Here is a 25,134-nt window from a genome sequence, read left to right as displayed (position 1 = left end):
CGCGTCGCGTCGACGAATGTGGTCAATGCGAGGGCGCCTCGCTGTCGACACCAAGACGCTGGTCCAGGACGCGGAAATAAGGGTGTTGGCGCCAGGCGGCACGATCGCCGATGACATACAGGCGGGCCTTGGCCCGGCTGACCGCCACATTGAGCAGGTTGGGGCTTTGCGCGGCCCAATCCTTGGCGCCCGGGCGCTGGGGATTGCCGCCCAGCACCAGGATAACGACTTCGGCCTCCTTGCCCTGGGTCGTGTGCACCGTCCCGGTCTTGGCTGGATCGAGTCCCAGCATCCTGGCCATCGCGCGCAGTTGCGTTGCCGCATCCTTGAACGGCGAGATCAGGAAAATGTCCTTGGGCGCGACCTGGTGCTCAGCCTGCAACGACCGCAACAGCTTCCTGGCAGCCTCCCCTTCCTCAGGCACCCAATTGCCCGCACTGGTTTGCGCGCGCACGTCGATCCAATGGCAACGCGGCCACGAATGGGCGGACGGCGATTTCCCTTGAACCATCAGCCCGTCATAAGCAATGTCGTTGCTGATGGAAAACATCGGATCATCGCAACGGCGGTGTACACGCAAAGGCGATCCGACCCAGACTTTCCCGTTCTCCTTGCCCGGCAGCCAGGTCCCCATCGACATGCTCTGATCCGACAGGCGCTGCGCCGATGTGAAACTGGGCCACCAATCCCGAGATACGTCATAGTGCCGAGCCAATGCGCCCTCGACCGCCGCCGGCATGCCCAGTACGGGTTCAAGCTGGTTGGGATCGCCCACCACGACAGTGCGCGCCGCGCGCCAGATGGCGCCGGCGGCCTGTTGGGGCAATGCCTGGCCGGCTTCGTCGATCAAAAGCCAGCCGATCGACTCCCGCCCAAGCGAATGGAACATGCGAGGAATCGAGGCGAAGGTCGTGGAAATCACCGGCACCACGAGTGCGAGGCTACCGAGCGCCACGCGCGCCATGTCTTCGGGCATGCCCTTACCCTGGAGCCAGTTCGAAGCCAGGCCAAGGTTGTCGATGATCTCCTGGGGATGGGACTCGATGAAAGCACGATGCACATCCAGTCCGGCCAGAAACAGATCTTGCCGCGCGCGGCGCCAAGCCGGCGTCGACCAGGGCGAAGACAATTCGCGGACGGCGTCATCGGCGCTCGATTGCGGCCAGTGCGTCCCCAAGCGTTGCATCGCCTGCCGACATGCGTGTCTGGCCGCTTCAAGCCGGCCCAGTGCTTCCTGATGAGCGACCTGCTTTTGCCGCAAGGCCGACCTCAGCCTCTCATCCCCACCGGCCGCCTCCTGATGAGTGGCCTTGGCCTTCTTGCACTCTGGGGCCAGGGCATCGTGATCGGCCCTGGATTGCCTGACTTGGGCATCGATCTGGTTGCGCCTGTTCCACCATTCGCGGTGTGAGCGTCCCCAGGTCGAAAGCCAGATCAGCAATCCTGGCCTGGCCCGATCGTGGCTGGCCAATTCAGCTTGCGCCGCAGCACACTGCTTGAGCACGCCGGCCATCCGCGCTTGCAGGTTGTCGACGCGCTCCTGTAGCGTCGGCAGCGCGGCTTGTCGCGCCGCGAGTTCGGCCTGGATAGTTTGCGCGCCACGCTCCAGTTCCTCGGCCTGGGCGCGCGCCTTGAGGGCAGCCTCCGGAAGTCTCGCGCTCGCCTCCAGGACGCTTCGGCATTGACGCTCGGCCTCCTGCGCCTGTTCGAACCGGGCCACGGCCTGTGTCCAACCGATCGCTGGCTTGCGCCCGCCCTCGATGATCCGGCTCAGGTGATAGCGTAGCCCTTCCCCACCCTCAGCAAAGGGATTGGCGTCGCACCGAGCCAGAAGCGCCGCTTGCGTGGGATCGTCTTGCGCGTCCGGCTGATTCTTCCTGGAATGGACGCCTGATGGATTCTTCCACCAGAAGCTGTTCATGAACGCGCCGCGGTTGGCCTTCGATCCCATGCGCGCGGCCAGGAGGCCCCAGGCGACATTGCCCAGGACGTTGCCGGCCAGGCACTTGTAATAACCATCCGGATGCGCACTGCGCCCGACCGCATCGGCGGGTACGGCCTTGATGCCAGGCAGTTCCAGCGAAATGTTCTCCACCGCGCCGTTGTTGGCGGAGGCCACAACGATGGCGAACCCGCTCAGGTCAGCGTGCAACGGTCGATAGTTGCACCAGAATTCACCCAGCTTCTTTTTCGTCCGCCCGGCAAAGGCCTGCCCTCCCAACCGCGCCAGGTGCGCCGCGCGCGCAGTGACAACCGCCGCCACCACATCGCGTAGCAAGGTGGTCTTGCCCGTGCCCGGCGGTCCATTGATCGCAAAAATTCCAGGCCTGGCTTCGAGCTGGCGCCACAGTTCGTTGACGGCCAGTTGCTGGCTGAACGCAAGCGGATGATCCGAAGGCCAACTGCCCGCAGGAAAAGCCGCGGGATTCAACGCCGCGAAGGCAGTCGCCACCCCATGTGCCTCGCGCAGATCCACGCGCGCGGGATCCACCCTTGCCACCGCCTGGATATACTCGGCCAGCCCTTTCCCGACATTGCCATTGGTCCAGGCATGGCTGAGCGCGTTGAGATCGCCAACAAAGAAACTATTCAGCAGATCATCGCCCGGCTGGGGATCGGACGCGCCCTGATCGCCCGTCGCTTCGGCTCTCTTGACCTGGACGCATTTGGCGACGTGGGTCGCCGAGATCATCCCCTCGGGCAGTAGACACAAGGCGGCAATGCGCCCGCTCAACGCATCGAGCCAGGCACGGGTGGGCGGCGCTTTTTCCTCTCGGGCCGCGGCCGTGGCGTCAACGAGCCACTGGATAAGTCGGCGGACCAGCATGTCGAAGCCCGCATAGCCGCTGTTCGGACTCGGGATCTCCGGGTTGGCCTCTGGCAAGCCGGTCGTGACGATCCTGCCACCGTCTTCCAGCACCGCGATGCCGTCAGGGTAATGCAGGATCTGCCCTGCCGCCCAACACGCCAGGGACAGCACGAAATTCTGCGGCAGAGGATAGCCGTCCTCGTCGAAAGCCAGGTCAAAGAGACGGGCTTGGCCACTGGGACGGCGCTCGTCGAACACATCCTCGTGCGAACCAAGCTTGACTTCCAGCGATGCCGCAAACCGCTCGATATCGTAGAGCCCCGCCTGCAGCGTGTAGCGCCAGGCAAGGCGCGGTGCAATGCGTTTGGCCTGGTGTTTCGGATCGAACCAGGGCAAGGACTCGTCCGCGCGTAATCGGTAGACAGGCTCGGTGAGGTGGGCGGGGTTGGCTTTCTCGGCCTTTTGCGGGACGCACGCCTCGACGGCGCGCCAGAACCCTAGTATTTGCGGTGCTTGAGATATTGCAGGCTGCCGGCCCTGCTGTTGTTCTGCCATTGTTTTGTTCTCTTTCAGGACTGCGGAACTTCCGATGGAGGTCGGATATTGGCGTTTGAAAAATTATACAAATTGATAACAATTTGTACGAATGCGGTGGCTTCCGGTTCGGCCGGGCACGCTTTTTCGTTCACACAGATTGCAGAAAAGAGTGAACCATGCGTGAAGCGCTGCCCGTCGATGCTTCCCATGGTTTCGGACGTACAGAAGGTGCCGACTCGCCAAGCCTCCTGCTCCCCTTGCTAGACTGCTGACACGACCTTAATGCCTGAAGGTTCAGCGCCTCGGCTCGCTCATTCGCCACGCCTCGAGTCACGCGCGACGCATCCGGGCACTACCCGCAGGCATGTCGCGCACGTCAAGCACCGGCATCACTTCGCCGATCCGCTTGTCAAAATAGTATCCGATCGAATACAATAATCATGTACCACATAAAGCCGCTGCCAGAGTTCGACGCTTGGTTCGACACCCTGACAGACCCGGCTACGCGAGCCCGCCTGATCCGCAGGCTTGAAAAGGCCGCGCGGGGTTTGCTGGGCGATGTGAAACCGGTCGGAGAGGGCGTGAGCGAAATGCGCGAGTTCTTTGGCCCTGGTTGGCGCATGTATTACGCCGAACGGGGCAACGTGCTGATCGTCATGCTGGGCGGCGGTACGAAGGGCACGCAAAGCCGTGACGTCAAACACGCCAAGGAATTGGCGCGGGCCCTGAGAAACGACGAAGAAGACCAATCATGAGCAAGAAAGCGATCAAGATTTCCGAACTGCCCACCTTCGACCCCGCGCGTTACCTGCGCGACGACAAGGACATCGCCGCCTACTTGACGCAGGTGATCGAGGACGGAGACTTCGGTGAGCTTGCCCAGGCGCTGGGAGTTGCCGCGCGCGCTCGTGGCATGACGCAAATTGCCGAGACTACCGGCATTGGCCGAGAATCCCTGTACAAGGCCCTGCGCGCAGGCGCCAGCCCGCGCTTTGACACCATCGCCAAGGTCTGCAAGGCACTGGGCGTGCGTCTCGTCGTCCAGGCCGAGCATCCGGCCTAGGCACGTATGACGAACGTGGCCGGACCAGTAGCCGGAAGCCAGGATTTCCTAGAGAATCCCTCCCAACCCTCTAAAACAATAAGCTGCATCTTCCCCATGAAACTCGCCACCTGGAACGTCAACTCCCTCAACGTGCGCCTGCCCCAGGTGCTGGACTGGCTGGCCGCCAATCCCGTCGACGTGCTCTGCATCCAGGAACTGAAGCTGACCGACGACAAGTTCCCCGAGGCCGCCTTCAAGGAGGCCGGTTACCACGCGGTCTGGGCTGGCCAGAAGACCTACAACGGCGTTGCCATCGTGTCGCGCGTGCCCGGCACGTCCATGGTGCGCAACCTGCCCACCTACGAAGACCCGCAGCAGCGTGTGCTGGCGCTGACCTTCCCCAGCGCGGACGGCGACGTGCGCGTGGTCTGCGCCTATTGCCCCAATGGCCAATCGGTCGGCTCGGACAAGTACGCCTACAAGCTCGAATGGTTTGCCGCCATGCGCGCCTGGCTGGCCGACGAGATCAAGCAGTACCCGCGCCTGGCGGTGCTGGGCGACTACAACGTCGCGCCGGCCGACGAGGACGTGCACAATCCCGAGAAATGGGAAGGCCAGGTGTTGGTCTCCGAGCCCGAGCGCCAGGCGCTGCGCGACCTGATCGACCTGGGCCTGGCCGACTCGTTCCGCCTGTTCGAGCAGCCCGAGAAGTCGTTTTCGTGGTGGGATTACCGGCAGTTCGCGTTCCGCCGCAACGCCGGCCTGCGCATCGACCACATCCTGCTGTCGCCGCCGCTGGTCAAGCGCTGCACCGCCTGCGTCATCGACAAGGAACCGCGCCGCAACGAGCAGCCTTCCGACCACGCGCCGGTGGTGGCCACGCTGACGTTCGATTGAGCCAAAAATCTTGCGCACCGGCTTGCACGGCGCGCGGAAATTCCTGTATAGTTGCGCTCTTGCTTGATTTGGGGCGGTAGCTCAGCTGGGAGAGCGTCGCGTTCGCAATGCGAAGGTCGGGAGTTCGATCCTCCTCCGCTCCACCAATTCAAGCTCCAGAGCGATCTGGGAAAGTACAAGACAGCGCCTTAGGGCGCTTTTTTGTTTGGCGTTGTTGTTTGGCGCTGTTTTTTTTGGCCTTGCGGCGGGCGCGGCCCGCGGATTCAAGACTGCAGCAAGGAGATGCGGGGCCTGCCGTATTCCTGCCGGTAACACACGCATAGCAGCACTCTGCCGACCCGCTCGCACCGCGCGACGAAGCTCCAGCGGCTGAATACCAGGCCGATTTCCGCCCCGCCCAGGCCGAGCGGCCTCGCCCCGGTGATGGACAGGCGCGGCAGCGCATGCAGCAGCCCCAGCCCCACGCTTTTCGCGCAAGCCTCGCGGGCGACCCAGCCGGCCAGGAAATCCACCACGACGCGATCCCGCCGCGCCAGCCACGCCGCCAGGCGCTGCTGGCGGACGGCCAGATCGGGCCGATCCAGATGCTCGATGTCTATGCCCACATACTTGCGGTTGGCGTATAGCCGCGCCTGCATGCCGGCACTGTCGCTCACGCCGAAACCGGCAAGGCCGGGAAGGTACGGCTTGCCCAAGCGCGTGCGCGCGGCCCGTCCGGAAAGAGCCGGGTCCAAAGCGCCCAGCGCCACCGTGACGTCAAAGCTCGACGAGGGTACGGTCATGCGTGCCGGTCGCGATCAGGGTGTCGGCATCGCCCGTCACGGCGTGCGCGCTGAACCGCAGGGAATTGCCGAACATGGCCGCCACCGTGATCGTCAGCCGCACCGCGCTGCCCGGATGCGCGGGCGCCACGTGCCGCACGCTGACCGCGTGTCCGACCGACCCGCAACGCCCGCCGCCCGCCAACCGGATGCACTCGGTCGCATAAGACTCGATCCAATAGACAATAACCGGGGTGGCCAGCACGTCCAGGTCTCCGCCATAGCTCAACGCGCTTGCGGCGGCATCGACCACGCAGGTTTTCTGGAACTGCTGGCCTGTCTGAAACAGCGCCTGCGCCTGTAGCGTCGGGCGATCCATCTAGGCGCGCTCCAGCGCGGCGAGCGTATCCGCCGCGTTGCCGAAACGATCCTTGAACATGGAGATCCAGCGCTCCAACCCGAACGCGACACAACTGGTATGCACGAAGTTGCCCGCCAGGCGGATATCGAATTTTTCACCGAAGTAGTTGCGGTGATAGTTCAGCGAAGACACGGCGTGGCCGTCGAACACCAGTTCACGCTTGGTGGGCGTCAGCGCCGACAGGCGCGCCACGGCGCTGCCTGAATCAAAGAAGGGATCGTTGGCTTCTTCACAACCCGCGCTGATCCCCAGTTGCGCGAACAAGGAGAACAGGCGGTCGTAACCCGCTTCCAGGTGCGCCTGCGCGCCCTCCGCGGTGCCCAGGTACACGTATTCCTTCATGGTGAAATTAAAGGCACGGTAACGATCCAACGCCTTGTCCTCGTGCCGGAAGCAACGCGCGATGCAGGATTCCACGCGCGCCCCGTCCAGATGCTGCCCTTGCAACCCCAGATAGACCTTGTAGCAGGTCGCCGGCAACAGCGCCACGTCGGCGACAAGCGCCTTGAAATCCTGGTCCAGCTTGCGCTGGCCGCGCGCGAACCCCAGCAACTCCCCTTGCTCTATCGAGCACATGACGCAGGTCAGGTGCGGGAAATTACGCACGTAACCCAGTGCATTGATCTCTTCATGGGCCAGCAAGCTGTCGAATTCCGTGGTGGCGTCGGGCGCAATCGAGAATATGTCGTCCAGCTTGCCCTGCAGCACGGTCTTTACCTGGTGCCATTGCTTTTCGATGATCACGATGAAATCTCCTGGAAAGCCCTAAAAGCACTTGAAGAATGCGGACAGGACCAAGCCTTACGACGTCAAGTCAGCCAGCACCTGCCGCACGGTTCGGATGGAATGCGTGTCCTTGCAGGACGTGCCGCAATACAACGCCATGTCCTCGATCAAACCCTCGGTGTGGACGGTGGGCACCGCGACGCTGTACCGCAGGATGGGATAACGCTTTCCAAAGTAATACGCAGAGCCGATGACGCCCGCCGGCAGCGACTCCTCGCAACTGGCATTGCGGATGACCCGGTGGCGATGGGTATGCCACCCCACGCTGAAGCGGTCGGTGACCACGGTATCGCCGGGCGTGGCGTTCACGATCGCCTGCTTGTAGCGCTCGTGCGCCGCGGACTCCCGGGTGGCCGCGAAGACCGTGCCGCACAGCACGCCGGAAAATCCTGCCTGCATCACCTGGCGCAATTCCACCGCGTTGCTGATGCCGCCGCTTATGAACACCATGCGCTTGTCGACGCCATGGCGGGCGGCCTGGTCCAGCGCCTGCTCGCGCGCGGTCGAACCCAGGTGATGGCCGCCCGCTTCCGTGGTCTGCAATACGCCAAAACGCGCACCGGCATCGAACCCCGCTTCCAGCTCGTCCCAGTTTCCCCCTTGCACGCCATATTCCATCCCGACCGGCAAGGCCCGCAGCACGGTGGCATCCGGCAGACCGAAGAAGGTCACGATCGGCCGCTCCGGACGGTCCGCCAGGAAAGCCAGCCGGTCGAGCAACGCGTCCGCGTCCAGCACGAAGGGCACCAGATTCACGCCAAAGCGCGCCCGGGTCAGCGTGGCGGTCTGCGCGAGCAACACGCCGATTTCGTCCAGCGTGTGGCGATACAGGCCAATCATGCCGAACGCGCCCGCCTCGCACACGGCGGCCGCCAGCTCCGGCTGCGCGACGCCGCCCATGCCGGCCTGCAGAATGGGCAAGCGCGCGCCAAAAAGCGCTTCCACCTTGGAACTGCTGGCAATCTGCGCCATGGTGTGCCTCCGCCCTATAGCGCGGCCAGGTTCAGGTCCGTCACCAGCCCCTGTTTGGTGAAGTAGGCGGCGCTACGCTTGAACCATTGCTCGTGGACGGCCTTGCGCGCCGGATGCGAGCGCAGCGCGTTGCGCATGGCGTTGCCGTTGCGAAACCCCAGCGGCTCGTAGATCTTGGCGTCGTCATAGACGGCGGGGTTGTACATCAGGCTGATGAAGTACCGGAACATATTGGTCACCGTGCGCGCCACCTCCGCCCGCGTCGCGTCGGGATCGCCGCTGCGCTCCAAGGCCAGCTGGTACAGGCGCGGCACCATTTCCCGGCCGAAGGACACGTGGCGGGACTCGTCCACATGATGCTGGTAATTGATCTGCTTGAGGATCTCGGTGATGCCGTCCGTGGTGCCGACCTTGTGGTTGTAGTAGTCGACGAACTCTTCGAAGATCAGGGTGCTGGCGAACATGTACAAGTCATCCAGCTCTGGCGTGGACGCCTGCGCATCGCCCTGCAACTGAATGGACGGATATATTTTTCCCGCATAATCGAGACAGGCCTTGGCGAAATACCACATATGGAAGTTCTCTTCGCCCATGAAGATATGCAGGTATTCGGATACATCGGCATAGCGCTCTTCATAGATGCATCGGCTGACAAAGCCCAGCACTCCTTTGATGCCGTGCACGTTCAGGCTGAAGAAATTGACCGCCTCCCATTTGCTGAGCCGTATCTGCTGCGCGGCGTCCAGTTGCTCCTGCAGGGGCGTTCCATAGGTGGTGAGCAAGTCATTGCTGCACCAGGGCTGGTCATCCGGAATATGGGCGGGCCACTCGAAACGCTCGTAGGGATCATGCGAACGCCCCTTGGACAGCGTCTTCAGGCGGTCGATTCTTGAGTAGTCGAATGTCATGGCGGGTTCCTTGGACTAGCGCTGTGCCTGGACGAAGTTGACGATGGCATCCACCGTGCGCAGGTCGTCGACGGTGATGGCGGTCGAGACATCACGCCCCACCAGTTCGCCCAGGAACATGATGAAATCCAGGAACTGCATGCTGTCCAGGATGCGCTCTTCGATCAGGTTCTTCTCCTTGATGCCTTCGATCTGCGCATTGCGGTTTTCCTTCAGCCAGGCGATCACTTCGGCTTCGGTATCGGTATCGGTGACGGTCTGTGTGGACATAGGGACTCCGGTTCAATGGGTGGATAACGCATCAGACCTTGACGGCCGACAGCAGGCAAAACCCGCTGCTCTCCTGGCGCAGCACGGCCTGGCGCTCAAATCCGGCGGCCGCGATCTGCGCCTGCATGTCGCCCACCGTCCAACTGCGCCCGCCATCCCACAACGCCAGCGCGGACAGGTTGTGCAAGGTGGTGAACAGCGGCGCGCGCCGGTCCTCGGCAAGGAAGTAGCCTTGCACCAACAAGGTTCCGCCCGGGCGCAATGCCTGCCTTGCGCGGTCCAGCATCGATCGGCACACCTGCGCGCTCTCCTGATGCAGCACGTTCGAAAAGAGCAGCGCGTCGGCCGCCTCGCCAAAGCCGTCCTGCCGATAATCGGCCACCTTGGCGCTCACGCGGTCCGCCAGGCCGGCAGCGCGCACGGTTTCGCGCGTGATCTCGACAACCGGCGCCAGATCCAGAACCTGCGCGGTTACGTCGGGCCGCGCCGCGCACAACGCAATGGAATACGTGCCTGCGCCCCCGCCCACATCCACCAGGTGGCGAATGGGCACGTCTTGCAGGGCCTGCGCAAACGCGGGGCCCGAACGGGACGCGAACTGATGCATGCCGAGAATGAAGTCACGCATGAACTGGGGGTCCTCGCCCAGCCACTTGGATTGGTTGTCCACCGCCTCGCCTCGCCGCACCGCCTCGGCCAGCTGCGTCCAGGGCTGTTTCCAGCGCGCCATGACGCGCAGCCAGCACAACAGGGATTCGGGGCTGTCTTCGGTGAGAAAACGCGCACTGAGATCGGTATTGGCGTAGCGCTTGCCGTCGCATGCCAGCAGTTTTTGCGCGACCGCGCAGTCCAGCAAGCGTTCCAGTGGCTCGGATTCGCAACCGATTTCCCGAGCCAGCTCGGCGCAGGTACGGGGTTCAGCCAAACGCTGGGCAATCCCCAGCTCGGCCAGGGCATACAAGGGTTGCCCCTCCCAATGCCCGAATGCCAACCGGGAAAACGCCATGAAGCTCACATCCATCGAGATTCCCTCCTGATTCAACGGTGATGGCCCGACGGGCCAGACAGGTGAACACGCAACAACCCCGGGGACGGAGTTGGAAACCAGCGATCAGGATGTATGCACGCAAAGCCGATGGAGATCCGGCCGCATGCGCCATCCTGGGAGTTGACAGCGATCTTGCGGGGCGGCTAAAAGGCGTCGCCGGAGTGTCTTCAATGGTCCATATTCTGGACCATTATTTATTATTTAATTTTCGAGCATTCTATACCCACGAAGAAAATAGGCAATAATAAATTTCACCCGATATTTTTTGGTCCATTATGTAGACCATAAACGCTGTTTAACGAAGAGGTGTGGGCATGGAGTGGACCATCGCGGCACTGCTGGCCGGCGCGGGCACGCTGGGCGGCGTCATCAATGCGCTGGCGGGCGGCGCCACCTTGATTACCTTTCCCGCGATGGTGGCGGCGGGCCTGCCGCCCGTCATCGCCAATGCCTCCAGCGCGGTAGCCATATCACCCGGCCATATCCTCGCGGCACTGGCGGATCGTGAAAATCTGCCCGCTCCCGATCGGCGCTTCTGGCTGTTATCGATCGCCACCACCGCGGGCGGCGCGCTGGGCGCATTCATCCTGCTCGCCATTCCCCCCGCCTATTTCATCCTGCCGGTGCCGGCGCTGATCGCGTTCGCCACCCTGCTGTTTGCCTTTGCGCCCCAGGTGCAGGCCTGGAGCGCGCGCCGACGCGGCGGCCAGGCGCAGGACGGTCCCGCGCGCGGCGTGCTGCCGATCGCGCTGGCCTCCGTGTATGGCGGCTTTTTCGGCGCCGGGCTGGGCGTGATCCTGACCGCGGTGATTTCCATCACGGATCCCGGAAACCTGCGCGCCATCAAATCACTGAAAAACCTGCTGGCCACGTTTGTCACCGCCGCGGCGATCGTCATCTTCATCGTGCAGGGCTCGGTGCACTGGCCGGCCACGCTATGCATGCTGGCCGGCGCGCTGGCGGGAGGCTACCTGGGCGGCCACTTGATACGCGTCCTGCCGGCTTCGGCCATCCGGGCGTTCGTGATCGTCACGGGCGCCGCCATGACCGTGATCTATGCGGCGAAGTACTGGTTCTGAACGCCCCGCGCCATCGCCGGCCTGAGCGGATCGCCGGCGTCATCGGAACATCGTCCTGCGTGCGTGAACGCCGCAACTGCGATACAACGGTAGGCACTCTGCCGTCACCCGGATGGAACACCGATGTCCGCGCCCGCCACCACCGTTCCCGCTGCCGCCTCCACCGACGAGCGCCTGCCGCTGCTCCTGAGCCTGAACGCGGGCTATGTCGACACCCTTGGATTCATCGCGCTGCACGGCCTGTTTTCGGCGCACGTGACCGGCAACTTCGTCACCATCGGCTACGCGCTCGGCAACGGCGCCTCGGGCGCCTGGACCAAGCTGGCGGCCCTGCCGATGTTCTGCCTGGGCGTGTTCCTGGCGCGGCTTTACGGGCAGGCGCGACGCGACGCGGGCAAGCCGGCGTTCATGCGGCTGCTCACGGCCAAGACGCTGCTGCTGTGCGTGGCCGCGGCGCTGGCCCTGGCGCTGGGGCCGTTTGCCCCGGGCGACAGCTGGGGGCTGTTCGCCACCGGCATGACGCTGGTGCTGGCGATGTCGATCCAGAACGCGGTGCATCGGGTGCACCTGGGCGCGGCCCCGCCCTCGACGCTGATGACGGGCACCACCACGCAGATCATGCTGGACCTGGCCGACGCCGCGCGCGGCCAGGCCGACGAGGCGGCCAGGCGCCGCATGGGACGCATGGGACGGGCGGTGCTGGCGTTCGCGATCGGTTGCGGCGCGGCCGCGCTGCTGCACGTGTCGATCGGGCTGTGGGCCTTCGCGCTGCCGCCGCTGGTGTCGCTGGCGGGACAGGCGCTGGCGCGCCCCTACCCCGGCTGACGCGCCTGGCTGGCGCGCCGGGCCTGTGCGCCCTTGCCCTGGGGCCGCGGATCGCGTGGCGTCTGGCCGGCCCGCCGGCCGCGCAAGCGGCGGGCAATGGCATCATAGAGCCGCACGCCGGGCGTGCGCATCAGCAGGAACACCAGTACGCCCAGCAGCAGGGCCAGCCATACGGCGCGCAGCGAGATCATGGCGCTCCCCCCGCCGGTTCGGCGCGCAGGTGACGGCGGATCGACCGCGAGAAACCGATCGAATCCTCGCCCAGGATCGGCGGAATGCCGACGAAGCCGCGCTCGCGCAGCGTCTGCAGTGGCAGCCGGGTATCGAGTCCGCCTTGCTCATAAAGGTATTCGGGCAGGTAGCCCGACAACAGGATGCGGTAGTCCAGCGGCAGGCCGGGTACGATGGCGCGCACCATGCGGTAGACCAGCGTGGTGCAGTTGGCGGTGACCGTGTGGTAGAAGCGCGGCGTGTCCGCCAGCTCGTTGGCGGTGCGCACGTACGACAGGAACAGTTCGCGCATGGCATCGACCGGCATTTGCACCGGGTAGATGTAGACATTCTCGGCGCGCGGACCGGCGCGCACGTAGAGCACGTCGCGCTCGTCGGCAGCAACCACGCTCAACTCGAACTTCTTGAAGAAGCCGCCCAGTTCCGAGAATTGTTCGCCGCGCTCCTTGCGGATCTCGACCGAGAACACCACGTGACGGCCATCGGCGAAACCGAACGAGACCAGGGTGTGGGCGATGGCGGGGCCGTCCCAGTACGACAGCACCATGTCGACCGACCGCAGGTCGTTCAGGTCGTAGACCCGGGTTTCCCAACGCTGCGTGTAATCGCTGTCCGAGCGCCACTTGAAGTCACGCACATTGTCCAGCGTGACGATGCTGCCCGCGACATTGCCGCGCAGGGTGCGGGCCACGTCGTCGGCCCAGACCCGGTCATTGGAGGGCGCGATGCCTTGCCACCAGGCCGCCAGCGCGATCACGGCCAACAGGTAGGCCCACAACGCGGGCCGGCGGCGCAAGCGACCGACGCCATGCCACAGCCGTAGCAAGGCATACAGCCCCAGCGCGACCCAGGCCAGCATCAGCACCGCCTTGGCCCAGACGGCCCCCGGCCCCTGATACCAGAACGCCAGGCAGGCCCACCCGATGGAGAACAGCATCAGCAGGCTGAGCGCGGCCCGGCCCAGCAGCCGCAGGCCGCGCCTGGCCCAGCCGGCGCGGGTGGCGTCAGGCACCGGCGCCATGCTGGCTCACGATTTCCAGCACGCCGTTGATGACGAACTGCACGCCCATGCACACGAGCAGGAAACCCATGATGCGCGAGATGGCCTCGACCCCGCCGTTGCCGATCAGGGCGACGATGCGGCCGGCCGAACGCAGGCAGATCCAGAACAAAAGGCCCAGCAGCGAAAAGACGATGACCGGCGTGACGGCGATGGTCCACGCGGGATACTGGCTGGCGGTCTCGCCGCCGACGGTCGAAGCCGCGCTGATGATCATGGCGATGGTGCCCGGCCCCGCCGTGCCCGGCAGCGCCAATGGCACGAAAGCGATGTTGGGCACCTGGCGGTGAATCGCGACATCGGCGGCGACGTCGGCCTCGCGCTCGTCACTGGCGGCGCTGGCCGCCGACGGAAACAGCATGGTGAAACCGATGCTGACCACGATCAGTCCGCCGGCGATGCGCAGGCCCGGGATCGAGATGCCGAACGTGGCCATGATCCAGGCGCCGGCGTAGTACGTGACCAGCATGATGCCCACCACATAGCAGGCGGCCTGCCGGATCTGGCGTTCGCGCTCCTTGTAGGGAATGTGCTGTCCCAGGGACAGCAGCATGGTCATGGAGGTCAGGGGATTGGCCAGCGGCAGCATGAGCGCCAGGCCCAGGCTGACCAGCTTGCCCAATTGAACCAGATCATCAATCATCGCGGCGAAGGAGAAAACGGCGGATCGGGAGGGACGAACAACGCGCGCGTCCGGCGTCATCGACCGCGCTACACCGCACAGTGTAATGTAAGCAAAGGCAAACATCCGTATTTACCGGGTGGCGCGCTCCGGTACCATGCTGCCCGGGTGGCCGCCGGCCACGATCCCTAGAGGAATTGCGCCGTGACCGTCCTTCGCCCGCGCGGCTGGCTTGCCGCCCTGTCCCTGCTGTTCGCCCTGCCCGCCGCGCCCGCCGTGGCCGGCATGGATTGCGCGCGGGCGCGCACGCCCACCGAGAAGACGCTGTGCGCCGATGCCGCGCTGTACCGGCTCGACGATGAGCTCGGCGCCGCCTATGCCAGGTTGCGCGCCGCCCAGCAGCCCGGGCAGAACGAGGCGCTGCGCCAGGCGCAACGCGGCTGGCTCAAGCAGCGCGACGCCTGCGGCAGCGATGCCGAATGCCTGCGCCAGCGCTACGACACCCGCCTGGCGCAACTGCAGGCGCAGCAGTCCCGCGCGCTGGCCTATCGCCCCGACGACATCGATCGCCTGGCGCTGGAAGACCTGCGCCAGGCGATCGAGGCCGCGCGCCAGTCGAATCCGGAATTTGCCGTGGAAACCGTGCTGGCGGCGCGCTCGCTCAAGGCCGAGGCCAGCGCCATCCACAACGAACGCGCGGCGGACGGCGACGGCCCGGCGCGCCTGCCCGCCGCCCGCCCGGCGGGTGTCACCGAGGACGAATGGGCCGCCGTGCTGGCGTCGGACCTGGAATCCGACGCCGAAGAAGGGTCCGTCTCCTACCTGCTGCTGGACCTGGACGGCGACGGCCGCCGCGACCTGGTGCTAGACAGCTACATCGGCGGCACCGGGCTGTTCTCGGAGGTCAGCGCCCTGCGCCGCGACGGCGACCGCTTCCTGCCGGCCGACCTGAGCGGCGCGCCGGACGCCGGCGCCTCGCTCTATACGATCAATGGCCGCGGCGCCAACCAGTCGGGCGACTGGATCCGGCTGCGCGACCGCGTCTACGCCGTCTACCGCGTCGGCGCCTACGGCGAAGACCGGCTCCATCTGCTGCGGCCGCTGCGCCGGGTGGGCGAGGTGCCGACGCTGACGGTGCGCTACCGCTACGAACTGTCGGTGCCGCGCCAGCAGAAGAACAGCGACAAGGGCACGGTCAGGACATTGGACGAGACGCTGCACGCGGCATTGACGCGCGCCGTGGCCGCCGTGCCCGCCGACCGCGCCTGGGGCGACGCGCCAAGCCGCAAGCCGCTGTGTCCCGTGCCGGCCGGCGCCGCCCAGGACGAAAGCGGCGCCTACTTCGGCTTCGGGCCGGGCCACTACAGCTACGAGACCGTCGCCGACGTGACGGTGCAGGCCGGCCCGCGCTGCTACGTGGGTCGGGTGGTGGACTGGTTCGGCGACTACAGCGCCAAGTCGGGACTGTCGGCGCAGATCTGGATCCGCGACCCCGCGCCCGGAGACCGGCAGGAATCCTTCGACCTGCACGGCAGGCGCCGCGCCGTCGGCGTCGAAGCCGGCATCGGCCCCGTGGTCGGCGACAACGGCGCGTAGCCCGCGGTCAGCCCCCCGGCCGGCGCCAGTGCCGCGCCGCCAGCGCCAGCAGGCGCGCGTCGGCGCCTTCGGCGGCCACCAGTTGCAACGCCACCGGCATGCCGTCGACAAAGCCGGCCGGCAAGGCGATGGCCGGCAGCCCCAGCAGGTTCCACGGATTGGTCAGGCCCAGCAGCGTCTCGCGCACGGCGGCGCTGCCGGGGCCGGCCACGCTGCGCTGCTGCAGCGCCGGCGCGGTGATCGCCACCGCCGGCAACGCCAGCACGTCGACCCGCTCGAAGATGCCCGCGAACACGCCGCGCAACCGCTCGCGGGTGTTGCGCGCGCGGACGTATTCCCAGCCCTGCACCGGACGCGAGGCGCGCAGGCGCTCCAGCACTTCGGGATCGAACTTGCCGGGTTCGTCCTCGACCCGCTCGGCGTGCACTTCATAGGCTTCCGAACGCTGGATGGCGCCCAGCGCCGCCTGCAAAGCGCGAGCGTGGCGCGTGACCTCGGCGCCGTCTACCAACACGCCGCCGAAGCCTTCGGCGAGCGCGCGGGCGCGGGCCGTGACGGCCGCATCCTCGATGGCGAACGGCGCGTTCGGCACCCACATCATGCGCGGCGCGGCCAGCCCGGGATCGGCCGCCTCGGCATAGGCGCCGATCGCACCGCCGGACAACGCCTGCATGAAGACCTGCGCATCCTCGACGCTGTTGGCCAGCACGCCGGCATCCTCGATGCTGGGCGCCAGCGGGAACACGCCGCGGGCCGACACGCGGCCATGGGTCGGCTTGAAACCGACCACGCCGCACAGCGCGGCGGGCACGCGCACCGAGCCGCCGGTGTCGGTGCCCAGCGCCACCGGCACCATGCCCGCGGCCACCGCGGCGCCGCTGCCGGCGCTGGAGCCGCCCGTGATCTGGCTGGTGCGCCACGGATTGCGCGCCGCGCCCTGGACGCTGCGGTCGCCGGTGGGGCCGTAGGCGAATTCATGCGTGAGGGTCTTGCCGATGACGATGGCGCCCGCCGCGCGCAACAGCGCCACGCAGTCGGCGTCGGCCGCGGGCCGGTGCCCAAGGAAGTGCGCCGCGCCCATGGTGGTGGGCATGTCGCCGGTATCGACGTTGTCCTTGATGGCGACGGGGATGCCGTGCAGCGGCCCGCGCACCTGGCCGCGGGCCCGCTCGGCGTCCAGCGCGCGGGCGGCGGCCAGGGCGGCGTCGGCGTCCACGTGCACGAAGGCGTTCAGTTGCGGGTTCAGGCGCTCGATGGCCGCCGCCGCGTGGCGCACCAGCGCTTCGGCGTCGAGCGCGCCCTGGCGCATGGCGTCCTGCAGTTCGGCCACGGTGCGGCCGGCGAAAAAGCCGGGTTCGACGGCCAGCGCCGGAACGGGGTTGGATTGCGGATTCATCGCGTGGCTCCCTGGTAGTTGGCGGGCAGGCGCGGGCCGACGCCCGGACGCACCTGCAACATGGCGATCATGCCGACCGCCGTGGCGACCGAGGCGGCCACGAACATGACCGAATAGCCGTGGCGCGCCGCCAGGTAACCGGTCAGGGTCGGCGCCAGGATCGAGGCGATGTTGGCGAAGAAGTGCATCAGGCCGCTGAAAGTGCCGACGCGGCTGGCGGGCGCGGTATCGATCACCACGGCCCAGTAGACCGAGTTGGGCATGGCGTTGAGCGCGTTGGCCAGCGTCATCAGCGCGATCACGGCGAACACCGACTGCGCCTGCGACACCAGCAGGAAGCACAGCGTGGTGGCCAGCAGGCAGCCGGCGGCGAACCAGCTGCGGGCGATCTTCAGGTTGCCGGTGCGCCTGGCCAGCATATCGGAGATGCGGCCGCCCAGCAGCACCGTGACGCAGGCGCCGGTCCAGGGAATCATGCCCATGTACCAGAGCGAGGACAGGCTGTAGCCGAAGGTGTCCTGCAGGTACTTGGGAGTCCAGGTCAGCAGCAGGAAGTTGACGTAGTTGAACGAGAAATAGCCCAGGGTGTTCAGCACCAGCGTCTTGCTGCGAAAGAAGCTCCACCACGGCAGCGCCGGCGCGTCGCCGCCCTGCCCGGCCGCCGCCTGCTCGGCGCGCGCCGCCTGGATCTCGCGCAGTTCGGCCGGGGACACGCGCGGGTTGGTGTCGGGCCGGTCGGTGAAGATGCGCATGAACAGCACCAGCACGAGCAGGCCGGCCGCGCCCAGGATGTAGAACATGGCGCGCCAGCTGCCGGTCAGGCTCAAGAGGCCCACCGCCACGGGCGCGGTCAGCAGCGCGCCCAGCGGCGTGCTGAGCAGGCCGAAGCCGACCACGAAGCCGCGTTCGCGCGGCGTGGCCCAGTTGGCGATGGTCTTGTTGATGATGGAGTACGCCGGCCCCTCGGCCGCGCCGAACAGGATGCGGATGGTGGCAAAGCCGGCCAGCGCCGAGCCGCCCAGGAAGGCCAGGCCGAAGTCGCCGGCCCAGGCGGTGGCGATCTCGAAGATCGACCAGGTCACGCCGGCCACGATCCAGACCTTGCGCGGGCCGTAGCGGTCGGCCAGCATGCCGCCGAACAGCGCGCCGACCATGTAGCCATAGCCGAAGTAGCCCAGCACGGCGCCCCAGTCGCCGCGATCCAGGCCATATTCGCCGGTGATATGCGCGGCGGCGTAGGACATGGCGCCGCGGTCGATGTAGTTGATCAGTGCCAGCAGCACGACCATGGTGAAAATTCGGTAACGGAACCGCGAGTTCCGGGATTCAAGTGTCATTGCGATCAATCCAGTCGATTTACCCAAACGTTTGGGTTGCGCAATGCTAAGGGCTCCGAACGCAAAAATCGACACCGTGTAAACCCTAGGTTGCCGCCTAAGGCCCTGGGACGGTATTCGTGCGTGTATCCTCCAGCTCCATGAACAAATCCCGCCCTGTCACGTTGCAAAGCCTGGCGCGGCAGCTCGGCCTGAACGTGTCGACCGTGTCCCGCGTCCTCAATGGTTCCGAGGACGACGCCCGCGCCGCCGCCGCGCCCGACACCGTCAAACGGATCCGGGCGCTGGCCGCCGAGCTGCAATACCAGACCAATCCCCACGCCGCCAGCCTCAAGACGCGCCGCAGCCGCACCATCGGCGTGCTGGTGCCGCGCCTGTCGGACATGGTGCTGGCCACCATCTACGAAGGCATCGACGAGGCCGCGGCCGAACACGGCTACCTGACCTTCGTGTCCAACACCCAGGACGTGCCCGACAAGCAGCGCAAGCTGATCGACATGGCGCTGGCGCGGCGCGTGGACGGCCTGATCCTGGGCGACGCCCACAGCCACGACGGCGCCGCGCCCAATCCGCTGCTGGCCGAACTGGCGCGGCGCGACGTGCCGTTCGTGCTGGTCAGCCGCCATGCCGACGACCACTGCGCCGTCACCTGCGATGACCTCGAAGGCGGCCGGCTGGCGGCCGAGCACCTGCTGGCCATGGGCCACCGGCGCATCGCGGTGATGGTGGGCGAACCCTTCACCAGCACGGGCCGCGACCGCTCGGCGGGCTTTTTCGCGGCCTGTGCCAGGCACGGCGTCGAGGTCCCGGCCGCATGGCGCATCGAAAGCCCGTTCGACACCGACGCCGGCCGCCACGTGGGCGCGCGCTTGCTGGCCGGCCCGGACCGCCCCACCGCCATCTTCGCGGTCAACGACTTCCTGGCGGTGGGCGTGATGGGCGCGGCGCGCGAGCACGGCCTGGAGGCCGGCCGCGACGTGGCCGTGGTGGGCTACAACGACACGCCGCTGGCGGGCGCCCTGCCCATCGGCCTGACCACCATCCACTCGCCCATGCACCAGATGGGGCGGTTGGGGCTGGAACTGTTGCTGCAGAAAATCGCCGGCGGCCGCCCGGACAGCGTGCGGCTGGCGCCCACGCTGGTGGTGCGCGGCAGCAGCGACCGGCCGATACCGGGCTGAACCGCGCCGACAGGCTCGGCCACCGGCCGCATGGCCAACCGCCCGGCCCGATCGGCCCGGACGATCGCCGCTTTCCTCACCCCCGCGCCGGTTTGATCGCCCGCGTCGCCAGGAACGTCGGCACGTAGCGGTCGATCAGGAAGCGCGGCCGCGGCTGCTGGTCTTCGTGAAAGCCCGCCAGCAGGAAACCGGCGTCCAGCTGGCCGCCGATCTGGTCCCGCAGGCTGTGGCCGAACACCAGGGCCTCGCCGCGCGCGCGCTTGGCGTCCAGCGCCGCCGCGTCGAGCATCGGGCGGCAAACCCCTGCCGCCAAAGAGATTCGCGGCCCGGATATCATGATCGCCCCAAGACAACGCCCTTTGAACCAGGCATCCACGCCATGAGCACCTCATCCCCCAGGCTCGTCGACATCGGCGGCAAGCGCGTCCTGCAATACGGCGAGACCGGCCCGGCCCTGGCCACCGGCCAGGACACCAATGACCTGATCAGCGCCGCCTGGGAACACGAGGCCGAATGGCTGGCGCTGCCCGCCGCGCGCGTGCATCCCGATTTCTTCCGGCTGGAGACGCGCATCGCCGGCGAGCTGATCCAGAAGTTCGTCAACTACCGCCTGCATTGCGCGGTGGTGGGCGACATCTCGGCATATCTGGCCGCCAGCAAGTCGCTGCGCGACTTCGCCTACGAGACCAACCACGGTCGCGTGTTCTGGCTGCTGGACGACATGGCGGCGCTGACCGCGCGATTGACTGCAGGCCAAGGCTGAACGGGCCATAGGTCGGCTGCCTGGCTCGTCTCCTGCCCGGCGAGCCCGTGACGCGGCTAGTGGTTATTGCCGGCATGGAAAAGGCGGGAATTCAAGGAGCGCCAAGCTCGGCCCATTGCGCAAAGCCCCTTCGGCGCGGACGGTCTTGCTTGACGCTGGCTCGCCATGAACCTTATTCTTATTTGAACGATCATTCCAAAAAACACGCCATGCGCACCAAGGATTTCGAGCCCGACGAAGTCGCCGACGCCGCCATGCAGGTGTTCTGGCGGCGCGGCTATGCCGCGACCTCCGTGCAGGATCTGGTGGACGGCACCGGGCTGGGACGCGGCAGTCTCTACAACGCCTTCGGCAGCAAGCAAGGCCTGTACGAGGCCGCGCTGCGGCGCTATCACGAACTGACGGCCGCCAATCTCGACTTGCTGGCCCGTCCCGGCAATGCGCGCGAGCGCATCGGCCGTCTGCTCGACTTCATCGCCAACGACGAATTGCGCGAACCCACCCGGCGCGGTTGCCTGGTCGCCAACGCCTCGCTCGAAATGGCGGGGCAGGACGAGATGGTGGCCGAACTGGTGCGGCGCAATTTCCAACGCCTGGAAAAGGCGCTGGAACAGATCCTGGCCAACGGCCAGGCAAACGGCGAGATCGACGCCGGCAGGTCGCCGCGCGCGCTGGCCCGCTTCATCGTCACCACCATCCAGGGCCTGCGCGTGGTCAGCAAAGGCAGCAACGCGCGCGAGCGCCGCCAATGGCTGGGCGACGTGATTTCAGTGGCGCTGGGCACGATCTAGGGCCTGGCATACTGGGGCACCTCGGCACCCGCGCTTTTTTTCGTTCTTTTTTGGAATGATCATTCCAATTTAATCGCAATCGGAGCTTCCGCATGAGTTTCACCTCTCCCCTGCCCGCCGAGGGCTGTCCCGAACACGGCGCCGACAGCCTGCCCATGGGCAGGCTGCTGGCCCTGGCGCTGGCGGGCTTCATCACCATCATGACCGAGACCGTGCCCGCCGGCCTGCTGCCGCAGGTCGGCCAGGGCCTGGGCGTGTCCGAGGCGCTGGCCGGCCAACTGGTGACCCTGTTCGCGGCCGGCTCGGTGCTGGCGGCCATTCCCATCATCGTCGCTACCCGCGGCTGGAACCGCCGCCCGCTGTTGCTGCTGGCCATCGGCGGCCTGTGCATTTTCAACATGGTGACCGCGCTGTCGGCGCACTACGCGCTGGCGCTGGCGGCGCGCTTTGGCGGCGGCATGGCGGCCGGCCTGCTGTGGGGGCTGCTGGCTGGCTACGCGCGCCGCATGGTGGCCACCCGCCAGCAGGGCCGGGCCCTGGCGGTGGTGGGCGCGGGCCAGCCGCTGGCGTTGTGCCTGGGCGTGCCGGCCGGCGCCTGGCTGGGCAGCCTGATGGACTGGCGCGGCGTGTTCTGGCTGATGGCCGCCGTGTCGCTGGCGCTGGTGGTGTGGATCCGCGCGGCCGTGCCCGACTTCGCCGGCCAGGCCGCGCGCCAGCGCCTGCCGATCGCGCGGACCCTGCTGCTGCCCGGCATCCGGCCGATCCTGTTCGTGCTGTTCACCTGGATCCTGGCGCACAACGTGCTCTATACCTACATCGCGCCCTACCTGATCCACCTGGGCCGGCCGGCGTCCGTGGACATGGTGCTGCTAGTGTTCGGCGCCAGCGCGGTCGCCGGCCTGTTGTTGACGGGCGTGCTGGTGGACCGCCGCCTGCGCCGGCTGACGCTGCTGTCGCTGGCACTGTTCGCGCTGACCGCCACCGCGCTGGGCCTGGCCGGCGCCCACCCCGTCGTCCTGATGGCTGGCGTGGCGTTGTGGGGACTGAGCTTCGGCGGCGCGCCGACGCTGTTGCAGACCGCCCTTGCCGACACCGCCGGCGAACATTCGGAGGTGGCGCAATCGATGCTGGTCACGATCTTCAATCTGGGTATCGCCAGCGGCGGCCTGCTCGGCGGCGTGCTGCTGGACACGGCCGGCGCGGGCTCCTTCGCATGGACGGTGGCGGCCCTGGCCGCGATCGCGCTGCTGGCGGCCTGGCGCGCCCGCGGCCACGGCTTTCGCCCCGGTCACCGGCACTGACGTCAGGGCCGCGGCGGGCGTACGGCCGCCGTGACCGAGCGGCGCGCCGCGGCGACCCTCAGTCGCGCGCGCTGCGGCCGGCGATCGCCGCCAGTGGCGCCAGCATGCATGCGGCGGCGGCCAGCAACGTGGCCGGCAGCCCCCAGCGGTCGACGCCGATGCCGCCCGCCAGCGCCCCCAGCGCGATCGCCAGATTGAACACGCCGACGAACCAGGACGTCGCCGCCTCGATGGCGCCGCGTGAAGCCTGCATCACCCAGGTCTGCAACGCGACCGAAACGCCGCCGTACGACAGGCCCCATAGCAGCAACAGCGCCACCACGGCGCCGCGCGCCTGGCCCAGCCACGGCAGCAATGCCAGCGTCGCCAGCAGGCCCAGCAAAATCGCCAGCAGGGTCGCGCGCGGGCGCCGTCCCGCCATGCCGCCGGCGGCGAAATTGCCCGCGATGCCGGCCACGCCGTAGGCGAACAGCAGCGGGCCGATCCAGGCCGGCGCGAACCCCGCCATCGACTGCAATACGGGCCGCACGAAGGTGTAGGCCATGAAATGCCCGGCCACCAGGAACAGCGTGATGAACAGCCCCCGCCGCACGTCGGGGTTGCGCAACTGCCGGCCCAGCTGGCGCGCCGTGACCGATTGCGCCACCGGCAGCGGCGGCAAGGCCAGCGCGGCGAACAGCAGCACGGCCGCGCTCAGCGCCGCCATGGCGCCAAACGCGCTGCGCCAGCCCGCCAGGTTGCCGATCAATGCGCCCAGCGGCACCCCCAGCACCGACGCCACCGCCACGCCGCCGAAGATCACGGCGGTGGCCATGCCGATGGCGGCGGGCGGCACCAGCCGTCCCGCCAGGCCGCCGGCCACCGCCCAGATGCCGCCGATGCAGACGCCCACCAGCACGCGCGCGGCCAGGAACCACGCCATGTCCGGCGCCAAGGCGCTGCCCAGGTTGGCGGCGGCCAGCAGCAACAGCAGGCCGCACAGGATGCGGCGGCGGTCGACGCCACGCGCGCCCATCACCACCAGCGGCGCGCACAGCGCGGCCAGCAGGCCGGGCACCACCATCAGCCAACCGACACGGCCGGTCGACGCGTCCAGGCTGGCGGCGATCGGCAGCAGCAAGCCCACGGGCAGCATCTCCGTGGTGACGACGCAGAACGTCGCCATGCCGGCCGCCAGCACGCCGGCCCAGGCAGCGGGCGGGCTGGTGGCCGCCGTGGCGGGCCGGGGTTCGATGGCGATGCTGCGGGTCATGGGAGGTTTCTCACCTGAGGGGAACAATGGAAAAGTGAATGGCGGGCCGGTCGTGGGGTCCGTCCACCTGGCCAGTCTACTGTTTCCATTTCACTGATAAAGTAGCTTCATAAATAAACAAAAGGGACGATTTGTCGCCAATCGAGCGCTCGCTCCCTTTCCTGTTGGAACTACCCATGACGCCCCTCACCGCCACCGGCATCGACCACCTCGGCGACGTGCTCGCATTCGTGCGCGTCGCCGACGCGCAGAGTTTCACGCTGGCCTCCGAACGGCTGGGCCTGTCGCGCTCGGCCATCGGCAAATGCATCGCGCGGCTCGAACAGGGCCTGGGCGCGCGGCTGTTGCATCGCAGTACCCGCAGCGTCAGTCTCAGCGACGAAGGCCGACTCTTCTACGAGCACGCGCAGCGCATCCTGGCCGAAGTCGACGACGCCACCGGCGCCATGGCCAGCCGCCAGGAGGCGCCGCGCGGCCGCCTGCGCATCGACCTGCCGGTGGCGCTGGGCCGCCTGCACGTCATGCCGCTGCTGGCGGGCTACCTGCGGCAATGGCCCGAGGTAGAGGCCGACGTGAGCTTCAGCGATGACTACACAGACCTGGTGCGCGATGGCATCGACCTCGCCATCCGCATCGGCGGCGAGGCCGACAGCCGGCTGGTGCGGCGCGTGCTGGCGCCGCATCGGCTCATCACCTGCGCCGCCCCCGCCTACCTGGAACGCCACGGCGTCCCGGCCTCGCCCGACGCGCTGGCGCGCCACCGGACGCTGGCCTTTACCCACATGGGCGCACCCGTGCCGTGGCGTTACGCCGGCCATGGCCAGGAGCGCAGCGTTGCCGTGGCCGGGCGCCTGCGGCTGGGCGACACCGAAGCGCTGCGCGATGCCGCGCTCGACGGCGCCGGCATCGTCCAGCTGGGCGCCTTCCTGGTCGGCGAAGACCTGCGCCAGGGCCGCCTGGTGCCGCTGCTGGAAGCCTATGCGCCGCCCGGCGCGCCGGTCTGCGCCGTGTACCCGCACCGGCGACACCTGGCGCCCAAGGTACGCCGCCTGATCGACGAGATCGCGGCGCGCTGGGCCGGCGGCGCGCCCTGGGGCGGGTTCGGGTCGCCTCCGATTTGAATCAGCTATCATGATGATCAGCATCGCCTTGCACGATGCAAACGCCCGCGCCGCGCAGCCTCACACTAGCATAGCGCGGCACCCAGCCGGCCTTCTTGCCGCGCTAGCCTGACCCGCCTTACCCC

The 25,134-nt window shown here is 67.3% G+C and carries 25 protein-coding genes, 1 tRNA gene and 1 pseudogene; 12 read left to right on the top strand and 15 right to left on the bottom strand.

Annotated elements, in window-relative coordinates:
• Positions 1-22: 22 nt before the first annotated feature.
• Positions 23-3,364 (bottom strand): DEAD/DEAH box helicase, encoded by a 3,342-nt coding sequence (locus AC6CR5_RS02470; protein ID WP_269877686.1) that lies wholly within the window; start codon positions 3,362-3,364, stop codon positions 23-25.
• 422 nt (positions 3,365-3,786) lie between these two features.
• Between AC6CR5_RS02470 and AC6CR5_RS02465 the strand changes: the two genes are divergently transcribed.
• The 4 genes from AC6CR5_RS02465 (at position 3,787) to AC6CR5_RS02450 (ending at position 5,434) form a co-directional block, all read left to right on the top strand.
• The gene (locus tag AC6CR5_RS02465; RefSeq protein ID WP_054505594.1) at positions 3,787-4,101 is read left to right on the top strand and encodes a type II toxin-antitoxin system RelE/ParE family toxin; all 315 of its coding nucleotides are present in this window, start codon (positions 3,787-3,789) and stop codon (positions 4,099-4,101) included.
• The gene (locus AC6CR5_RS02460) at positions 4,098-4,409 is read left to right on the top strand and encodes an addiction module antidote protein (protein ID WP_054508121.1); all 312 of its coding nucleotides are present in this window, start codon (positions 4,098-4,100) and stop codon (positions 4,407-4,409) included. Before AC6CR5_RS02465 ends, AC6CR5_RS02460 begins: the two co-directional genes overlap by 4 nt.
• A 96-nt stretch (positions 4,410-4,505) precedes the next feature.
• A complete protein-coding gene (gene xth / locus AC6CR5_RS02455; protein ID WP_006386403.1) occupies positions 4,506-5,288 on the top strand; it encodes an exodeoxyribonuclease III in 783 nt (260 codons plus the stop codon).
• A 70-nt stretch (positions 5,289-5,358) separates the two neighbouring features.
• Positions 5,359-5,434: transfer RNA gene (locus AC6CR5_RS02450), tRNA-Ala, on the top strand.
• Between the two features lie 117 nt (positions 5,435-5,551).
• On the opposite strand, the gene AC6CR5_RS02445 is transcribed toward AC6CR5_RS02450, so the two are convergent.
• From AC6CR5_RS02445 to AC6CR5_RS02415, 7 genes are read right to left on the bottom strand one after another with little or no spacing between them, the layout of a single operon-like run.
• Complete coding sequence (locus AC6CR5_RS02445) at positions 5,552-6,070, bottom strand: 4'-phosphopantetheinyl transferase family protein (protein WP_006386404.1); 519 nt, start codon at positions 6,068-6,070, stop codon at positions 5,552-5,554.
• Complete coding sequence (locus tag AC6CR5_RS02440; protein ID WP_054438909.1) at positions 6,045-6,428, bottom strand: thioesterase family protein; 384 nt, start codon at positions 6,426-6,428, stop codon at positions 6,045-6,047. The genes AC6CR5_RS02445 and AC6CR5_RS02440 overlap by 26 nt, the downstream gene beginning before the upstream one ends.
• Positions 6,429-7,214, bottom strand: a complete 786-nt coding sequence (locus AC6CR5_RS02435; protein WP_006386406.1) for a class-II aminoacyl-tRNA synthetase family protein — start codon at positions 7,212-7,214, stop codon at positions 6,429-6,431.
• Positions 7,215-7,271: 57 nt separating this feature from the next.
• Positions 7,272-8,228 (bottom strand): NAD(P)H-dependent flavin oxidoreductase, encoded by a 957-nt coding sequence (locus tag AC6CR5_RS02430; RefSeq protein WP_006386407.1) that lies wholly within the window; start codon positions 8,226-8,228, stop codon positions 7,272-7,274.
• A gap of 14 nt (positions 8,229-8,242) precedes the next feature.
• On the bottom strand, positions 8,243-9,136 hold the full coding sequence (locus AC6CR5_RS02425; RefSeq protein ID WP_238920393.1) for a diiron oxygenase: 894 nt from the start codon (positions 9,134-9,136) through the stop codon (positions 8,243-8,245).
• 15 nt (positions 9,137-9,151) lie between these two features.
• Positions 9,152-9,406, bottom strand: a complete 255-nt coding sequence (locus AC6CR5_RS02420) for an acyl carrier protein (RefSeq protein WP_054482462.1) — start codon at positions 9,404-9,406, stop codon at positions 9,152-9,154.
• A gap of 31 nt (positions 9,407-9,437) precedes the next feature.
• Positions 9,438-10,427 (bottom strand): methyltransferase, encoded by a 990-nt coding sequence (locus AC6CR5_RS02415; RefSeq protein ID WP_238920392.1) that lies wholly within the window; start codon positions 10,425-10,427, stop codon positions 9,438-9,440.
• A 341-nt stretch (positions 10,428-10,768) separates the two neighbouring features.
• On the opposite strand from AC6CR5_RS02415, the gene AC6CR5_RS02410 reads away from it, so the two are divergent.
• Complete coding sequence (locus AC6CR5_RS02410) at positions 10,769-11,533, top strand: sulfite exporter TauE/SafE family protein (protein WP_006386411.1); 765 nt, start codon at positions 10,769-10,771, stop codon at positions 11,531-11,533.
• Between the two features lie 123 nt (positions 11,534-11,656).
• On the top strand, positions 11,657-12,358 hold the full coding sequence (locus AC6CR5_RS02405; RefSeq protein WP_052102861.1) for a YoaK family protein: 702 nt from the start codon (positions 11,657-11,659) through the stop codon (positions 12,356-12,358).
• Here the strand turns inward: AC6CR5_RS02405 and AC6CR5_RS02400 are convergent.
• Genes AC6CR5_RS02400 through AC6CR5_RS02390 form a run of 3 tightly spaced genes read right to left on the bottom strand, consistent with a single transcriptional unit; the run spans position 12,346 to position 14,292 of the window.
• Positions 12,346-12,549 carry a hypothetical protein gene (locus AC6CR5_RS02400; protein WP_054438901.1) on the bottom strand — a complete coding sequence of 68 codons (204 nt, stop codon included), beginning with the start codon at positions 12,547-12,549 and terminating at the stop codon, positions 12,346-12,348. The genes AC6CR5_RS02405 and AC6CR5_RS02400 overlap by 13 nt on opposite strands.
• A complete protein-coding gene (locus AC6CR5_RS02395) occupies positions 12,546-13,610 on the bottom strand; it encodes an Lnb N-terminal periplasmic domain-containing protein (RefSeq protein WP_006386413.1) in 1,065 nt (354 codons plus the stop codon). Before AC6CR5_RS02395 ends, AC6CR5_RS02400 begins: the two co-directional genes overlap by 4 nt.
• Positions 13,594-14,292, bottom strand: coding sequence for a MarC family NAAT transporter (locus AC6CR5_RS02390; RefSeq protein WP_006386414.1), 699 nt, complete (start codon positions 14,290-14,292; stop codon positions 13,594-13,596). Before AC6CR5_RS02390 ends, AC6CR5_RS02395 begins: the two co-directional genes overlap by 17 nt.
• A 183-nt stretch (positions 14,293-14,475) precedes the next feature.
• On the opposite strand from AC6CR5_RS02390, the gene AC6CR5_RS02385 reads away from it, so the two are divergent.
• Positions 14,476-15,867, top strand: coding sequence for a lysozyme inhibitor LprI family protein (locus tag AC6CR5_RS02385; RefSeq protein WP_054514134.1), 1,392 nt, complete (start codon positions 14,476-14,478; stop codon positions 15,865-15,867).
• 7 nt (positions 15,868-15,874) lie between these two features.
• On the opposite strand, the gene AC6CR5_RS02380 is transcribed toward AC6CR5_RS02385, so the two are convergent.
• Both AC6CR5_RS02380 and AC6CR5_RS02375 read right to left on the bottom strand, forming a co-directional pair.
• A complete protein-coding gene (locus AC6CR5_RS02380; protein WP_024068572.1) occupies positions 15,875-17,263 on the bottom strand; it encodes an amidase in 1,389 nt (462 codons plus the stop codon).
• Positions 17,260-18,552, bottom strand: a complete 1,293-nt coding sequence (locus AC6CR5_RS02375) for an MFS transporter (protein ID WP_024068571.1) — start codon at positions 18,550-18,552, stop codon at positions 17,260-17,262. Before AC6CR5_RS02375 ends, AC6CR5_RS02380 begins: the two co-directional genes overlap by 4 nt.
• Positions 18,553-18,740: 188 nt before the next feature.
• Between AC6CR5_RS02375 and AC6CR5_RS02370 the strand changes: the two genes are divergently transcribed.
• Entirely contained in the window at positions 18,741-19,781 is a 1,041-nt protein-coding gene (locus tag AC6CR5_RS02370) for a LacI family DNA-binding transcriptional regulator (protein WP_006386418.1), read from the top strand.
• Between the two features lie 76 nt (positions 19,782-19,857).
• Here the strand turns inward: AC6CR5_RS02370 and AC6CR5_RS02365 are convergent.
• A pseudogene (locus tag AC6CR5_RS02365) lies at positions 19,858-20,055 on the bottom strand (SAM-dependent methyltransferase); the annotation flags it as partial.
• 105 nt (positions 20,056-20,160) lie between these two features.
• Here AC6CR5_RS02365 and AC6CR5_RS02360 point away from each other — a divergent pair.
• The 3 genes from AC6CR5_RS02360 to AC6CR5_RS02350 all read left to right on the top strand — a co-directional run bounded on the left by AC6CR5_RS02360 (position 20,161) and on the right by AC6CR5_RS02350 (position 22,636).
• Positions 20,161-20,544, top strand: coding sequence for a DUF4180 domain-containing protein (locus AC6CR5_RS02360; protein ID WP_047992830.1), 384 nt, complete (start codon positions 20,161-20,163; stop codon positions 20,542-20,544).
• A 209-nt stretch (positions 20,545-20,753) separates the two neighbouring features.
• Positions 20,754-21,335: a TetR/AcrR family transcriptional regulator gene (locus AC6CR5_RS02355; protein ID WP_047992962.1), complete on the top strand. Its 582-nt coding sequence runs from the start codon at positions 20,754-20,756 to the stop codon at positions 21,333-21,335.
• 92 nt (positions 21,336-21,427) lie between these two features.
• A complete protein-coding gene (locus AC6CR5_RS02350) occupies positions 21,428-22,636 on the top strand; it encodes an MFS transporter (RefSeq protein WP_498085250.1) in 1,209 nt (402 codons plus the stop codon).
• Positions 22,637-22,694: 58 nt separating this feature from the next.
• Here AC6CR5_RS02350 and AC6CR5_RS02345 read toward each other — a convergent pair whose 3' ends face one another.
• Positions 22,695-23,888, bottom strand: coding sequence for an MFS transporter (locus tag AC6CR5_RS02345; RefSeq protein WP_241145420.1), 1,194 nt, complete (start codon positions 23,886-23,888; stop codon positions 22,695-22,697).
• Positions 23,889-24,064: 176 nt separating this feature from the next.
• Here AC6CR5_RS02345 and AC6CR5_RS02340 point away from each other — a divergent pair, with 176 nt between their 5' ends.
• Positions 24,065-25,009, top strand: a complete 945-nt coding sequence (locus AC6CR5_RS02340) for a LysR family transcriptional regulator (protein ID WP_498085249.1) — start codon at positions 24,065-24,067, stop codon at positions 25,007-25,009.
• Positions 25,010-25,134 lie beyond the last annotated feature (125 nt).

Source organism: Achromobacter sp. EG18 (assembly GCF_059759395.1).
The sequence above is the reverse complement of the archived record's forward strand: the minus strand, read 5'-3'. Positions and strand labels throughout refer to the sequence as shown.